The sequence below is a fragment of the Pseudoalteromonas luteoviolacea NCIMB 1944 genome (assembly GCF_001625565.1).
Classification (GTDB): domain Bacteria; phylum Pseudomonadota; class Gammaproteobacteria; order Enterobacterales; family Alteromonadaceae; genus Pseudoalteromonas; species Pseudoalteromonas luteoviolacea_F.
In genome coordinates, this window is sequence record NZ_AUXS01000018.1 from 92,448 (window position 1) to 109,024 (window position 16,577).

The 16,577-nt window shown below is 42.9% G+C and carries 8 protein-coding genes; 4 read left to right on the forward strand and 4 right to left on the reverse strand.

Going from position 1 to position 16,577, the window contains the following annotated elements; genetic code table 11:
• The first annotated feature begins 18 nt into the window (after positions 1–18).
• The 3 genes from N483_RS07495 to N483_RS07505 all read left to right on the forward strand — a co-directional run bounded on the left by N483_RS07495 (position 19) and on the right by N483_RS07505 (position 5,083).
• Positions 19–1,134, forward strand: a complete 1,116-nt coding sequence (locus tag N483_RS07495; protein ID WP_023401372.1) for an efflux RND transporter periplasmic adaptor subunit — start codon at positions 19–21, stop codon at positions 1,132–1,134.
• Complete coding sequence (locus tag N483_RS07500; protein ID WP_063383325.1) at positions 1,131–4,229, forward strand: efflux RND transporter permease subunit; 3,099 nt, start codon at positions 1,131–1,133, stop codon at positions 4,227–4,229. The genes N483_RS07495 and N483_RS07500 overlap by 4 nt, the downstream gene beginning before the upstream one ends.
• 152 nt (positions 4,230–4,381) lie before the next feature.
• The gene (locus N483_RS07505; RefSeq protein WP_023401369.1) at positions 4,382–5,083 is read left to right on the forward strand and encodes a hypothetical protein; all 702 of its coding nucleotides are present in this window, start codon (positions 4,382–4,384) and stop codon (positions 5,081–5,083) included.
• A gap of 112 nt (positions 5,084–5,195) precedes the next feature.
• Here N483_RS07505 and N483_RS07510 read toward each other — a convergent pair whose 3' ends face one another.
• Positions 5,196–7,643, reverse strand: coding sequence for a TonB-dependent receptor (locus N483_RS07510; protein ID WP_023401368.1), 2,448 nt, complete (start codon positions 7,641–7,643; stop codon positions 5,196–5,198).
• Between the two features lie 390 nt (positions 7,644–8,033).
• Here N483_RS07510 and N483_RS07515 point away from each other — a divergent pair, with 390 nt between their 5' ends.
• Positions 8,034–10,190 carry a M3 family metallopeptidase gene (locus tag N483_RS07515; RefSeq protein WP_023401367.1) on the forward strand — a complete coding sequence of 719 codons (2,157 nt, stop codon included), beginning with the start codon at positions 8,034–8,036 and terminating at the stop codon, positions 10,188–10,190.
• A 59-nt stretch (positions 10,191–10,249) separates the two neighbouring features.
• Here the strand turns inward: N483_RS07515 and N483_RS07520 are convergent, their stop codons facing one another.
• The 3 genes from N483_RS07520 to N483_RS07530 all read right to left on the reverse strand — a co-directional run bounded on the left by N483_RS07520 (position 10,250) and on the right by N483_RS07530 (position 16,120).
• Positions 10,250–11,062, reverse strand: a complete 813-nt coding sequence (locus tag N483_RS07520; RefSeq protein ID WP_172642427.1) for a substrate-binding periplasmic protein — start codon at positions 11,060–11,062, stop codon at positions 10,250–10,252.
• Positions 11,063–11,085: 23 nt separating this feature from the next.
• Entirely contained in the window at positions 11,086–13,695 is a 2,610-nt protein-coding gene (locus N483_RS07525) for a TonB-dependent receptor domain-containing protein (RefSeq protein ID WP_052027436.1), read from the reverse strand.
• A gap of 232 nt (positions 13,696–13,927) precedes the next feature.
• A complete protein-coding gene (locus tag N483_RS07530; protein ID WP_023401364.1) occupies positions 13,928–16,120 on the reverse strand; it encodes an immune inhibitor A domain-containing protein in 2,193 nt (730 codons plus the stop codon).
• Positions 16,121–16,577 lie beyond the last annotated feature (457 nt).

The following is a 16,577-nucleotide window of genomic DNA, read 5'->3' on the forward strand; positions in this document are numbered from 1 at the left end:
TCACAGATAGGAGTAATTATGAATATTAAACGTTGGCTCGCAGCTACCTTTATTGTCCTCGTTGTGATTGCCAGTTTGGGCTTTATCAAGTTTAGTCAAATACAAGCTCAAATTGCCTTTGGTGAATCATTTCCTGAACCATCAGCATCGGTAAAAAGCACCTATGCAAAAGCGATTGAGCATACCAGTAATATCAAAGTGGTTGGTCAGCTACAAGCGCGAAAAAACATGACTATCAGTAATGAATATTCGGGACAAATTACCTATGTTGGCTTTAACCCGGGTGACACTGTAGAGTTTGAGCAAGTACTGTTGAAACTTGACACCAGTATTGACGAAGCAAATTTAAAAGCCGCTAAGGCACGCGTCAAATTAGCCAAATCGACCTATGCACGTGTTGTAAAATTGTTGAAACAAAAACGGATCAGCCCGGACGAAGTTGATAAAGCAGAAGCCGATGTCAGTATTGGCGAAGCTGAGGTGCAAAACCTGCAAGCCTTGATCGCGAAAAAAACCATCCGTGCCCCATTTACTGGTCAAACAGGCCTTGACCAATATCAGGTCGGTCAGTTTTTAGATGTAAATAGCCAGATTACTACAATGATTGGTAGCGACAATGCAATATGGGTGGACTTCCATGTTCCTCAAACATTGGCACAACCACACATTGGCAGCCAAGTAAGCATTTCGCTGACAGATTCAAACAGCGCTGAGTTCAGAGATTTCCATGCGAAAATCATTGCCAAAAAACCCAGCATTGATTCTGACTCTCGCCAGCAAAGTTACCGCGCGCTGCTACCGAATTCTGATAATCGATTTAATCACAATCAAATGACGATGGTCACAGTCCCTGCCAACACCATCAAAGCTGTATTAGTTCCAACTAACGCCATTACGCGTAGTCATTTTGGCGAATTTGTCTATCAACTCGAAAAAGACGAACAGCAGAATTGGCGAGCGAAACCAGTTAAAGTGACGTTAGGTGACAAGGTACAAGACAACCAGATCGTTCTGACTGGGCTTTCTGGTGGTGAGTTTATTGCCAGCGAAGGAGCATTTAAACTCAGTGAAAATCTGTTGGTCTATACGGAGCAAACGGCATCATTAGATAATCAGAGTGGAGCACAGCAATGAGTTCATTACACGAAAATAAACCATCGGTAATGGACATTTTTGTCAATCGACCTGTATTGGCAATTGTGCTCTCATTGCTGATCATATTGGCTGGTGTTAACGCCGCTAAGCAGATCTCTGTACAGCAATACCCAAAAATTGAGAGTGCCTCCTTGGTGATCAATACCGTTTATACAGGTGCTGCTGCAGATGTTGTAAAAGGCTATGTCACAGAACCTATCGAACGTGTGGCATCGACTGTACCAGGTGTCGATTATGTTGACTCTGTCACAACCTCAGGTATGAGTAAAGTGACGGCTTGGCTAGATCTTAACCACAGTACAACCGACGCACTGGCTGAACTTACAACCCGGCTCAACCAAATTAAATTTGAACTACCAACCGGCGCAGAAGATCCCGCTATTCAAATTGTTCGCGCAGATAGCCCTTATGCCGTTTTTTACCTTGATGTAGAGTCACAAGGCCTGCCCAGAAATGAAGTAAGTGATTACTTAGTTCGCAATGTTGTGCCATCTATGTCGGATATTCCTGGTGTGCAAAAAGTCACCCTAGAAGGTGGACGAAACCCGGCTATGCGTATTTGGTTAGACAGCGATAAATTGGCCATTTACGACCTAAGTGCCAGCGACGTTTTTGCAGCGCTGCAAGCAAACAATACCATTGCGACCATTGGATACACGGAAAATAACCGTCAACGTATCGATTTAATGGCAAACACCAGCCTGAAGAGCGCAGCTGATTTTGAAAACCTTGTCGTGAAAGAAACTGCCAGTGCGCAGTTAAAGCTTAGGGATATCGCAGACATTGAAATCGGCGAAGCGCAAGGTATGGTCACAGCGCGACTTGATTATCACGACACTGTATTTCTCGCTGTTTGGGCGCTGCCCGGTGCCAACGAAATTAACATCGGTGATGCGCTTTATAAAAAACTCAACGAAATCAACCAGATCCTACCAAATGATATGAAAATATCGATTGGTTATGACGGTACGCTGTACATGCGTGATTCCATCAAAGAAATTTTCACCACACTTGCCGAAACTGTTCTTCTCGTAGGTATCGTTGTTGTAGCAATGATGGGCTCTTTTAGAACCGCCATGGTGCCTTTGATCACTATTCCAATTTCTATTTTAGGTGCCGTCGCGGTGATCTACATGATGGGCTTTTCATTGAATCTACTAACGATTTTGGCCATTGTGCTGTCAGTCGGTCTAGTTGTAGATGATGCCATTGTGGTGGTTGAAAACGTTGCCCGTCACATGCGAGAAGGCAAACCGAGATTGCAGGCAGCACTGATCAGCTCAAGACAATTGCTTGTGCCTGTCATTGCAATGACACTGACCCTCGCCGCAGTATATGCTCCAATAGGGTTCCTAACTGGTTTAACTGGATTTTTATTCCGAGAGTTTGCTTTTACCTTGGCGATTGCCGTACTGATTTCAGGACTGGTTGCGATTACACTCTCGCCAATCATGAGTGCGTATGTAAACCCTGAAGGCGGAAAAGAAGGCAAACTTACACGAGCTGTAAATAGCTATTTTGACAGGCTGCAAGCATTTTATTTTCGTAGCCTAGATACCTTGTTTAAGTGGCGACCTCAGATATTTTTTGTTGCTATTGTGTTTTCATTATTGTCAGTGCCATTTTATTTATTGTCGCAAAAAGAGCTTGCCCCGATTGAGGATCAAAGCAGTGTTCAGGTCGTTATTGAGGCACCACCAGAATCTTCTCAGGTCTATACAGCAGAAAAAATGAATGACACAGCACGGGTCATGAATGCGACTGAAGGCGGCCAATTTACTTGGCAAATAGTCACAGCTGCCGCTGGTTTCGGTGGTGTAGAACTTGCGCCATTTGAAGAACGCGAGAACTCTGTTCACGACTTACTATTTGACCTATATGGGCGCCTTGGCAGTGTGACAGGCTTGAGTTTGTTCCCTATTTTGCCAGCATCTTTACCTACAGCAGGTCAGTTTGATGTCGAAGTTGTATTGCGCTCTGGTGACGATGCACAAACGATGAAACAGTACGCCGACCAGATCATTGCCAAAGCCAATGCCAGTGGCCAGTTTATGTTTGTGAATACAGATCTGAAAATTGATTTACCGCAAGCTGAGTTGGAAATAGATCGTTTACTTGTGGCTGATTTAGGGTTAAATCTTGCGGATGTCAATAACCAACTCAGCGTATTGATGTCGAACAACTTCGCCAACTACTTTAATAAAGATGGTAAAGCCTATCGCGTGATCCCAATTGTTGGCGATGATGAGCGCTATAACCCTGAAAATATACTCAATATGCAGGTCAGGACAGATCAAGGCACATTGATCCCTGTATCAGCTTTTGCGACATTGAGAACTTTCACAAGCCCAAGAGTACTCGGGTCCTTTAACCAACAAGGTTCATTTAGAATTTTGGCGGGAGTATTGCCTCACATCACAAAGGAACAAGGGCTCAGCAGCATTGAAGAATTTGCCAAAGAGATATTGCCTGCTCATTATTCAATTGATTATGCGGGAGAATCTAGGCAACTTCGCAAAGAGGGTAACACCATGGTGGGTGTGTTATTGGTAGCCATGATTGTGGTTTACTTCTTACTTGCTATCCAATTTAACAGCTTCAGAGATCCGCTTGTGGTGCTTTTAGGCTGCGCACCGCTTGCATTATCAGGTGCGCTTATGCTGCCATTTTTATCGCTCACCACCGTAAATATTTACAGCCAAATTGGCCTTATCACCTTGATAGGGTTAATCGCAAAAAATGGTATTTTAATCGTTGAATTTGCCAATCATTTGCAGCTTGAAGGAAAGAACAAGTTTGACGCCGTAAAAGGTGCTGCTGCAACCCGCCTTCGTCCAATCTTGATGACTACTGGCGCTACTGTACTGGGTCATTTCCCTCTAGTACTGGTGACGGGAGCAGGTGCCGAAGCTAGAAACAGCATAGGTATTATTTTGGTTGCAGGCATGCTGATTGGTACTTTCTTTACATTGATTGTCCTGCCGTTACTTTACGAAAAGCTCGCGACAGATCACAGAGGCGAAGTAGAGTCTGAGCAAGCACTCAGTGAAACGCAATTTGCTACTCAAATTTAACACCTCAGGGTTGTTCAGCCAGCACAAAGCTGAACAACCCACTTATCGCAAGCTCGAAACTTTTCAAACTCCCCAGTAACAATAAGTAACAATACTTTCTTCCCCTTTATGGAATACTCCATGTTTTAAAACCAGTCGAAAAAGGATTTAGCATGCTGTATTTACGCGCCATAGGTTTATTGATATTAGTAGTAACGCTTTTAGGCTGTGGCTCTGAGTCGAGTGTTACTCCCCTTCCTGAACCACCTGAAAAGCAGAAAACTCAACAGATCACTAAGGGCATTGATTTGTACCTCTTCAATCGCGAGGTCGACCAGAAAATCGATACGCATATAATAAAGCGAGCTTCCCCTTATCAAGCAAACACGCCAATTGCACACCAAAACTTAATTTTCGGATTGGATACGGTAACTGAAACTGTTGTTATTGCATCCTCTTTTTCCAGCTCCATGTGGCCTGCGATTATCAGTAAAGCCTATGCCCGTTCCCCTGAGATAAAAACCACCAAGGAAAGTATAAAGTCTATCAAAATAACCTCTGCATATGACTTCAACGAAGACTTTTTGGCCGGCAGTAATTTAAATCAGCTCTTCTCTGTGACTTTCGCAACTTTTCCGAATAAATACTTTTCCTATAAAGAGGAAAAGCGTATTTACACCACATTAAATACCTATATTGAAACAGCAAATAACGCGCCTTTAACACCCCTTGGTCTTCGAACTGACCTCATATTAAATACGCCACCAAAGGCGCAGTTTCCTATGACATTTTATATTGAGATCGAATTGGATGATGGGCAAATGTTTACAATTGAAAGTCCCGAGATTCAGTTTATTTCCAATGAAAGTCACTGAATATACAAACGCCTTTCGCGCTTGTTCATTTCTGCATTGCGGTTGCTTTAAGCGTTTTGAATAGCTGGACAAAAAAAGGGGCCTAAGCCCCTTTGACTACAGTGACAAAAAGTTAGAAATACCCTCTAAACCCAAGCGCAAAGCTTCTGCCCGGCATAGGTGCCTTATCTTTTAAGAATGACGTATGTACGCGTGCTTCTGTATCCGTCAGATTATGACCTTTTAGATACAATACCCAGTCCTGCCCTAGGGCTGCGAAATCATAGTTGATGCTGGCATCAACTAGGGTGTAACCTGGCGTTTCGGTCTCATGAGCCGCGATATGGGATTGCTTTTGATAACGCACAACATCAAGATTTAACGTGAATTGCTCTAAGTTATACGTCAGCTTTGTACCAAAGCGAACTGGTGAAACCATAGGCAAATTACCACCATCGTTTAAACGCGCACGTACCAAATCAGCAAACAAAGTAGCATGTAATGACTCAGTTGCCTGCCAAGCAAACTCCGCTTCAAATCCATGTGTGATCACGTCATCAGTTTTAAACACATAAACAGGTAAACCATGCTCTTCATGATCTGTGTGATCATGTTCATCTCCATGCTCGTCGTGTTCACCATGATCATGGTGGTGGTCATGTCCATCATCCGCCATTAGGCCGGTGTTAACTTGATAGTAATAGTTGTCAATCTGGTTATAAAAAGCGTTCAGTACAAAACCAAAGTCGCCATCTAGCTTTCGCCAAGTTAAATCTATATTGTGCGCGCGTTCCAACTCTATGTCTGCGGGGTTTAATTCAAACGATAGACTATCCGCCTTTTGTCTAAACAATGCGCCAACTTCATAAGTACCTGTTCCAATGTGCGGACCGAATGAAAAAAGCTCAGACGCTGCTGGTGCGCGCTCTGAACGAGACACGGAAATACCTATGTTGTAACCCGGTTGATAATCCCAAACAGCACCGGCCGACAAACTTATTGGTGTAAACTCGTGATCTACTGCAAAAATACGCTGAGCGATTGCCTGCTCGCCTTCATGGTCATGGTCGTGGTCGTGGTCGTGGTCATGGTCATGGTCGTGGTCGTGGTCGTGGTCGTGGTCGTGGTCGTCACCTTGCAAATCACCACTCGACAATACAACCCTTGGAGCATCAATTGTGACACGCTCTACCCGTGCACCGAGTTGCACTAACACGTCTGAAAAATGACGTTCTTCCATCAGCGCAACCGCAAATGTTTCGCTCACTGAAGGCGGTGTAAATGCTTCAGCACCTTGTGCAGAGAAGTCGCTGCGTTTGTAATGTACGCTGACACCACCACGCCATTGCGCAATCGGCTGATGCATCAAATCCAAACGTACTTCTTGGCTTTCATTCGCAAAAATAGTACCTACTTCACCATGCTCTATCTCTGCATGCTCGTAGTCAGTATACGCAGCTCGAAAATTTGCTTCGCTTAGCCATTGATGATCGAAGCTGTATTTACCAATCATCTGCCATCTGTCTTGGTCTAAATCAGCATAAACTGTCGGCGCTTCGTCGCCGTGACTATGGCCTGGTATCCCGTATTCTCTGGTCATTTTTCCGTAAGAGATGCCAATATAACCTTGTTCAAATAAATAAGAAGTACCAATCGTCCCGCCCGAAGACTCTTCTGCACTATTTTCAACTTTATAATCACCAGAATGCGTTTCATCAGCCCCTTTTTCAGCAGGTACTGGAATGTCATAGTCTTCTGAGTCTCTCAGGTAACCGTCAACATGAAACGCAAATTGTTCTGTACCAGTGTTTAGATTTAAACTCGCTAGCTTCTGCTCATCACCTGTCGCATGCTCAATCAGTACCTCACCAAATGTATCGCTGCGCGTTGGGACACGCTCGTCCACCACGTTGACAACCCCGCCAATCGCACCACTGCCGTAAAAAAGTGTTGCAGGACCTCTAAGTACTTCCACCTGTTGAGCGGTTGAAGTCTCTGAAGCAACTGAATGATCTGGGCCAACACGAGAAGCATCACTGACATCTAAACTATTTTGTGTGATCAAAACACGAGGACCACTTAACCCCCGAATAACAGGTGTGCTTGCCACTTTTGCATGGAAACTGGTGTGGACTCCCACTTGTTTAGATAAGGTATCACCCAAAGTCGCAGCCTGCTGCTCGCGCAATTTATCTCCGGATAACACACTTACCGGCATAGATGACTCCATCATCGACGCATGAAATGGTGATGCTTTAACGTCTAACACTTCAATAGCTGAAGAATTTAATGTCACGACAATGGCGTTTAAACCTGTATCTGATGCTGCAATAAGCTTGTTTTGGTGCGCAAATCCAGCCGCGGTGATATGAAGCTCCACATCACCGCTTATATTTGTTTGTAAAACAAACTTACCCTGACTATCAGTTTGAGTTGTTCTTTGCGAACCCATAACTGAAATCGTCGCATTTGCAATTGCTTTACCCTGCTCGTCTTGAACTTGGCCGCTAATATTTTGAGCATACGCTTGTACTGATAAAGGCGCTATCAAGCCAAGCATCAGTGGTGAAAGTTTAAACATAATTGTCCCATCTAAATTTTGTTATAATATAACATATCACAAACAGGTAATTTGCAAGCTTTTTCCATGTGTTTTTTCAATCATGTCTTAAAAAAATCTTTTAGCTCGCTATTGCAATAAAATCATCAACCTTGAAAGAAAAACCATTTTATCAATTAAAAATCAAAAACTTAAAAATTTATTAGTAAATAAACAAGAATAATAATTGCATTTATTTTGTTACAATATAACATATCAAACAAATTCAATCTTGCGGGTAGCTTGTATAAAAGTACGCGCAAAGCACCTTGATAGAAGCCAATCCCAACCTGTTTTTATCAAAATGCTTTACCAATTAAACCGTAATTTTTGCATTAAATATCCAAAGTCTTACTATCTCGGAAACACACCATGATAAGAAAATCAATCGCTGCTGCAATCAGCTCAGTGCTGTTGCTCGGGGCTTGCAATAGCCAAAATGTCGCACCACAATCAGCAATATCAAAGCTACAAACAACAGCGCAGGTCGACTTGACAAACCCACTGCTCAGCCCCAGTTCATTGCAATATCAAGCACCTGACTTCTCAGCCATCAAGGACAAACATATTGCTCCAGCATTTGAACTTGGCTTTGCACAACAGCTCGCGGAAGTTGACGAAATAACAGCCAAAAAAACGGTCACATTTGAAAATACAATTGTCGCTCTAGAAAAAAGTGGCGCGCAGCTAACCCGTGTTAGTGCCTACTTTTCAAATATCAGTGCGACCGATTCAACGCCTACACGTAGAACTCTACAGCAAAAATTTGCCCCTCTGATGGCGCAGCACTACGACAACATTTACCTAAATGAGAAACTTTTCAGTCGAGTACAAGACATCTATCAGCAACGTGATACGCTCAAACTTGATGCGGAATCGCTCAGGCTCACTGAGGTATATTACAAACGATTTGTCCGCGCAGGTGCCAAGCTTAATGCAGATCAAAAGTCACAGATCAGAATACTCAACAAAGAGCACTCTCAACTAACCACCCAATTTAGTCAAAACCTGCTAAAAGAAACTCAAAATATTGCTGTTTTGGTTGAAGATAAAGCACAACTTAAGGGCCTAAATGACAAACAAATAGACGCGATGTCGGCAGCAGCTGAAAACGCAGGACACACAGGTAAGTACCTAATCAGTATTACCAATACCACACGCCAGCCCATTCTTGCACAGCTTGAAAATCGCGCTTTACGAGAGCGAATTTGGCTAGCCTCTGCAAATAGAGCTCGCTCTGGTGAGACCAGTAATACAGAGATTGTAAGTCGTCTCGCACAAAACCGCGCTGAGCGCGCAAATATCCTTGGCTTTGATAGCTGGGCTGAATATGGCCTGTCGGCACAAATGGCAAAAACACCTGAAGCTGTATTCAAAATGTTCTCAGGTATGACTGAACAACTGATGGAAAATGCAGCGCAAGAAACACAAGCTATTGAGGAAAAAGTAGTCCAAAGAGGCGGCGACTTTACCGTGCAGCCGTGGGACTGGGCTTTTTACGCGGAGTTAGTCCGCCAAGACAAATATGCGCTGGATGAAAGCACTGTCAGGCCATACTTTGAATTTAACCGCGTGCTCGAAGACGGTGTGTTTTTCACCATGAAAGCGCTATATGGTATTGAGTTTAAACCTCGCCCAGACTTACCTGTATATCATCCTGATGTCACAGCGTATGAAGTGTTCGACCATGACGGAACTAGCTTGGCTATCTTTTATGCCGATTACTTTGCACGCCAAGGCAAGCGCGGTGGCGCTTGGATGAATTCATTTGTCGACCAGTCTCACTTGCTTGGTCAAACACCAGTTGTGGTCAATGTTATGAACATTGCTAAAGCACCGAATGGCCAGCCTACGCTACTGAGTTATGGCGAGGTGACCACCATTTTCCATGAATTAGGCCACGGTATTCATGGTATGTTGTCTGACGTCAATTACCCTTCGCTGGCAGGCACTGCCGTATCTAGAGATTTCGTGGAGTTTCCATCTACTTTTGAGGAGGATTGGGCAATTCATCCAAAAGTTATCGCCAACTATGCAAAACACTACCAAACAAATGCCGCGATACCACAAGAGTTATTAGACAAGTTAGTGAACTCAAGAAGCTTTAACCAAGGATTTGACACTTTGGAGTACGTCGCTGCAGCGGTCGTTGATATGGAATGGCACGCCCTGAAGCCGGAGGATAAAATCACAGATTTAGAAGCATTTGAACAGAAAGTGCTTAAGAAACATGGCCTATACTTACCTCATATTCAGCCTCGTTATAAATCTGCGTACTTTTCCCACTCAATGGGCGGCGGCTATTCTGCGGGATATTATGCATATATGTGGAGCGAGATTTTAGCGGCAGACGCATTTGCATATGTTCAATCTCAGGGCGGGCTGGACAGAGAAATAGGCAAACGCTATCGTCAAAATATTCTTGAGGTTGGTAATTCAAGACCACTCATGGAGTCTTACAAAGCATTTAGAGGTCAAGAGCCGACGACAGACGCCTTGCTTAAACGTCGAGGTTTAAGCGCTAACTAGCCTAGGTGCTTGATATAGCATAAAACTGAGTGGCCTATTTTAGGGCCACTTTTCCCTGACTAGTCTTTACAGTCATTACCACTACATAGTAAAGATTGCGCTAATACCGCTTTATACGTCCCATCACTTTTCATTTTTTGCAGCGTGGCGTCGAACTGCTGTTTAAGCTTTTCACCACGCCATGTTTTAGGAAACGCGAAATAACTGGGGATCACAAACTCATACTCACTGTGCAATTGAACCAATTGCTGAATGTTTAGTCGGCGAAGTATGTCAAATCCTCCGAGCTGGTTACTAATTACAACGTCTACTCTGTCAGCCAGCAAGAGTTTAAAGCTCTGAGTGCCAGAAGTGGTTTCCACCACTTTGTTGATCACGCCTTGCGCTATAGCCGAGTCTATTTCTTTACCGTAGCTTACATTTCTAACCAGCCCTACTCTTAGCTGCCTCAATTCATTGATATCGCCAGTCAGATTTAGATCACTATCACGATTACTGAATATTGATACCGATTGGTTTATCAATACCTGTTGTGAAAACAGCATGGTTTTCTGACGTTCCTCGGAAAAATAAATAGTAAAAATGCCATCGGCACGTGCAGCCTGAACTTCTCTGAGCGCTCGTCCCCAAGGTAAAAATTCAATCACAAAGGGCTTGTCCATTCGGTTAAATACTTCGTTAACCATATTAACTCCAATGCCTTTAGCATTGTTCTCTTCTAAATACTGGTATGGCGGGTACTCAAGTGTGACAAAACGCAAAGTCCGCGTATTCCCCTCCCTACTATGAACTAGCAAGATCACAGACATGACGACCATGACAATAAGTCGAATATGCCCATATTTACGTTTATTGGAAAGATGACCTGCCATATACCACCAACCAACCATACAATTCAAAAGCGCACCTTAAACTTTAAATACGCTCTGCGTCCTCTCGGATCACCTGTTCTGGGGTCATAACTACCTGCAATATTTACAAAAGGCGGGGCTTTATCCGTTATATTTACTACACCAGCGGTGATCGCCCCACTAACTGCCAAAATAGAAGACTCATTGAGTTCCATTTCATACTGTAAATCTATCGTATTAAAAGAGTTTATTTTCTCTAGACTTACGTCATTTTCGTAACTGGCCACATGGCGAAAAAACACATTTGCATTATGGCCGTTCATGGTCCAATTGATGCCCATGCTACCTTTGAGTCTTGGAGCCGGATTTCCGACTGTGTTGCGATTCAACTTACCCAGACCATCCGTAACAGTGCCGCTTTCATCCATTAAGTCATACTCCAACAAATAAGACGCTGAAAGCTGTGGGGTTACCCGTCCAAAGTGCATATCAAAATGATACATGGCTGTCAGATCCACACCTGACGTATCAATCGCTTCAGCATTGATAAACCGCGTATTCACAATTGAAATTGTGCCTGCGGAGGTGCGCACTACCCGATTAGGGTCATCTGGAAACGCATTGACAACCGCTTGATGGCTTTCTCGAGTTAACACTTCTTCAAACGAAAAACGCCAGTAATCTACATCTATATCTAATGTATCGAATGCATATGAAATGCCAAAATTAAACGCTTCTGAAGTTTCTGGCACCAAGTTCGTATCACCTACAGTTCGATTACCGCCAAACGTCGTCGAACCATCTCTGGGATCGGTAATATTGGCAAAATTGGTTTGAATGCCTTTTAATTGATGAACTGAGGGCGCTCTAAAGGATGTGCTGTATGAACATCTCAACGACAAATCTGGAGATAAATGCCAAAGCACAGACAGTTTCGGATCTGTGGTGTCACCTCCTAAATCTCCATAATCTTCATATCGAATGGCCACTCCAAGCTCAAACTGAGCCAAAAGCGGGAGTCGCAATTCAGAAAACAGCGCTTTAACATTGCGCTCTCCAGATACGTTTTGATTGCCGATTAAAAACGCAAATCTGTCTTGTTGCGTCAAAGAGTCATAGACTGAGGTCATTGATTCTTTTCTATATTGAATACCAATCGCCAATGCGCTGTAGTCATCACCGATTGCAAACAGTTCATCAAACGCAAAGACGCCTTCAAAAACACGTAACGTCGATTTCACGTTACCAATATAGTCGCCAATGATGTAACTGCGTAATTGTTCATTCACGCTATCTTGAGGGGAAAAAGGATTAAAATATAGACAAGAACCGGTGCCTGCAATTGAAGCACCTCGGCTGTCACAATTCACCCCACCAAACCCCAATAAAGCAGATTGAAAGTTGTCAGCTATGACATCTCTGGGATTTAAAAATGCATCATTTTGCGCACTCACATAGGAAACTTGCCAGTATTTGTTCGACCCTATAGATCCGTCTACACCAAATGCGACCCGTGAAGTACGGTGCTCATAAAAATTCCGTTCGGTTGGTTTGCCAACGCCAAATGGTCGCCCTCTAAAAAATATATCTTCGTTGTAGGGGTTATTTGGATGTGACGAAAGCACAGACGGCGCATTTAGCACCGGAAAACTAGGTGAAACTTCTCGAGAAATATCATTATCTGCAAAACCCGCTTCAAACCATGGCTCAACACCATCGTTTAACTCCCATTTTGCATGCATGTACAGCTGTAACCTGTCTTCATTCGGCACTGCTGTGATTTGCGGTGCAAAATCAAACAAACAAAATGTATTGCCATTACTTCCTTCGGACTCAACACCTCCATTTTGCTCACAATTCGGGTCAGCAACTGTGAGACCCGTTGGATTTAGTCCATTGGCAAGAGAAGGGAGTACAAAACTACCAGGATTGCCAAAACTGCTAAATGCCGGTTGGACCCAATCAACTTCTCCAAGCACTAAGCTGGTCCTTTCTAAATAGCTTGCTGCGACCAGCAGATGCCCAGTGTTGCCAATCTCGACACCATAAGCAAAGTCTATTTTAGTTTCATCTTGACTGCCTTCACTTAAGCGTTGTCGATACTCATATTGAAGCTCACTGCCTATTAAATCATCTCTACTAATAAAGTTTACAACCCCCGCAACCGCATCTGAGCCGTAAATAGCCGATGCGCCATCTTTTAATATTTCAACTCTCTTTATTGCCAAAGTGGGGATCAGAGATGCGGTGTCGACAAAGCTGGCTCCTTGATCCGTAACCACAGCAGATGTCACTTGACGCCGGCCATTCAACAACACCAAAGTAGAAGATACGCCCAGCCCTCTGAGGTTTACATTTGAGGTGCCGACCGTAAAGTTTTGTGTCAAATTATCAGAGTTGTTCTGCGCCCCCGCGTTAAATGACAGGGTTTCAATCAAGTCTCTCACATCATTAGCACCAATATAGGAGAGTGCTTTTGCATCAATGCTGGATATTGGTGATGGGCTATCGGCTTGTATTGAGCGCTTTATTCTAGTGCCGGTCACGGAGATTTTTTCAACCTCTTGTGCTCCTTGGCACACCGCAGGTAACCAATAAAAAGGCGCACTGATTAGTATAAGACCAACGAATCTTGCAGACCTTGTTTGAAACATCCTCTCCCCGCTTTGCGCCATACCAACGCGATGTCGCAACTAAATGAATACGTTAGACTAAGCATAGAGTATTTTTAGCGTATATTATGGAAATTTTAAGAGAGGTAAGTGCAAAGAATAGGGCGATAGCTCGGAGTTACTCCGTTGCAAAGTCAGTTAAATTTTAAAACTGTAGAATGAAAAAAGCCCAGCAATTGCCAGGCTCAAGCACAACGTAATTGTTTAAAAAGACTTACCACATTTTAGAAATTTTTACGTCTGCAGTCGCACCGTCAGCTGATTGATCAACGACTTCAAACATAAGACCTAACTTCGGCAGCTTTTTACCTGTTGCTGGGCGAATGTAGTTTGTATAGTCATCCCAATCTGCAAAGCGAGGATTTGCATTTGTGAATTGGTCTCTCCATACCGTTTCAAGATAGCCACCATTGGCCAAATCGGTGCGAGTTGTTCGCCCTGCATCACCTAATTGCGGCACAGTGTTAAATGCTGCATCTTTGATCTGCCTGCGGCTATTTAGTGGTGTTACGCTGCGATCCGTTACCCACTGACCTGTGCTGCTGTATTCAGTCACATACTCTAGAATTGGATTTCTGTCTGCATCGACAATACCAATCCAACCTTCACCTGGGTGTGCACCCACTAGGTTATCAGCACTTGGTACATCAAAGAATTCAATTACATAAGATGGGTCAACATACCAAACTAACAGGCCTTCTTCCATTCCTGCCTCTTTCAAGCTCGCATCGAACCCAACATGCTGACGCCACTCTAACAGATAGTACGGTGTATATTGAATTGTACCATCAGACAGCGATGCGCTGTTTACAAAGCTAACTTTTTCAGGCGTATTTGAAGTGATTTCATTGAGTACATTGTCTCCATCTGACACGACAATGTTATCAACCGCGACATAGGTTGATTCACCACCAATTGCATAGTTTTCAACGGTAAAAGTTACGTCATCAAACTGCGCCAAAAATGCAATATCGTAATTAACCGTTGTCCAAGTAGAGCCTGTAGTAAGAATCTTTCTACCATCAGATGCCATTTTTAAATCAGCTGCATTTGCCGGTGCTAAAGCACCTGAAATACCTGCGCTCGGAATATCCACCAGTAGTCTCAAACCAAAAGCACTATTAATAGATTGCGTTGAGTTTAAGCTAAAGCTTAAAGTCGCAGCTTCGGTGCCTTTCACTGATTGTGCAAAAGAGATAGCACTATAACTTGTTAGGTCAAATGCATTGGCATGTAGTGGCTCATAGATCTTTTTCGTTTGCTCTGGCAGGTCAATTTTAACCAAGTCGTTATTCAAACCTTTCGTACCAGCTTGAGAAAACTTAACCGTCACACCTTTTTCTGTTAGCTCAGCAGCATTGATTTCCTGAGACTGGATCCAGTTACCGCCGTACTTATTTTGTAAGAACAATTTTGCATATGGACTATAACCCGTCGGTTTTGTGCCTCTGATCACACCACCCCAGCTACCTGAAGCCATAGAAGAGTACGCAGAAACAGTTTCACCAACGCCACCATGTTTATCTTCTGAATACACAGTGTCATACTCGTCAGGTAAGCCTAGATCATGACCTAATTCGTGTGCTAGAAGACCAATCGTTGCATCAATTGGCTGGATAACATAGCTGCCAATACGCGCTGTTTTACCCACTGATTCATTAAACACATCTTGATTAATTGAGTGACGGTGAGACCAAATATAGTTATTAAACGGGCTGTTTGGATCTGGACGCAGTGCACGTGGCTCAGATTCTTCACCTAATGTTGAGTGAATAATGCTTAAATGGTCAATTTGACCATCATTATCAAGGTCATAATCGCTCAAATTAAAGTTTTCGTCTGCTAATACATTATAAACAGCTTCTTTTATCAGTGCATGAGTGTCCTGTTTATAATAAGGATGATCAAATTTTGCTTTATACCAACCAAATACACCACCTTCCACGTCAAAAGAACCGCCACTTTGATCTAGGAAGTATTCACGCATACTTGGTAGTGTTTCGCCTCTTGGACCTTCGTAACCATTTTTCGAAAAGGTCATCTCATAATAATGCTCAGGCGTATAGTTTTCATAGTAATGTCTACTAGGTATATTTTCTGGCTTTATCGTATTATGAGGAACGTCGGCAAATTCCATCAAAATGGTAAGCACTTTACGTGTTGTTACTGGACCGTGCCACTCTCGGGTCTGTGATGCGTCAGCGGTATTATCAACAACCAATGGAGCACTAAAATCAGCTGTTAAATTTCTATGTAATTCAGCATCTTTTTTAAGCTTCTGTACTTGTACAGGATCGATGGTTACGTTATCTGTAGGCGTGTTTGCAGCATGCGAATGTGCTTGAGCATAGCCACTCAATGCACAAATAACTGCCGCTGCTAGCGAGTTCATTGTATATTTTTTCATTATTCTTTCCATATTTATTTACTTGATTGTCAGCCAGAGTATTTACCGAAAAACGGCATTTCAAACTCTTGAATATGAAAAACGAATAAAAGTCATGAAAATAACAAGGATTTAAAAAAACTCTTAACTTACTATTTAAAAATAGTTGAAAAACACAGGTTTTGATACATTATAACAACCAGGAATGGTTAAATTTAAAGCTTCTTTTAAAAATCAGGAATTGATTAACCTGTCAGATTTTAATCACATCTCATCAGGCGTAATCTCGTTATAAACATAATATCAATAGAAAAATTAACACCTTTAAATTATTGAGTTTATATAATTATATTCCACCGGAAAGCTAACTAAATACAGTGTAGTGCAGATATCAAGCCTTGAGTTTATAGGCAAGATATAGTACGAATAGGTAACCTGCTCAATTCTACCCTTACTTGCGAAATAGCGATAATCTCAA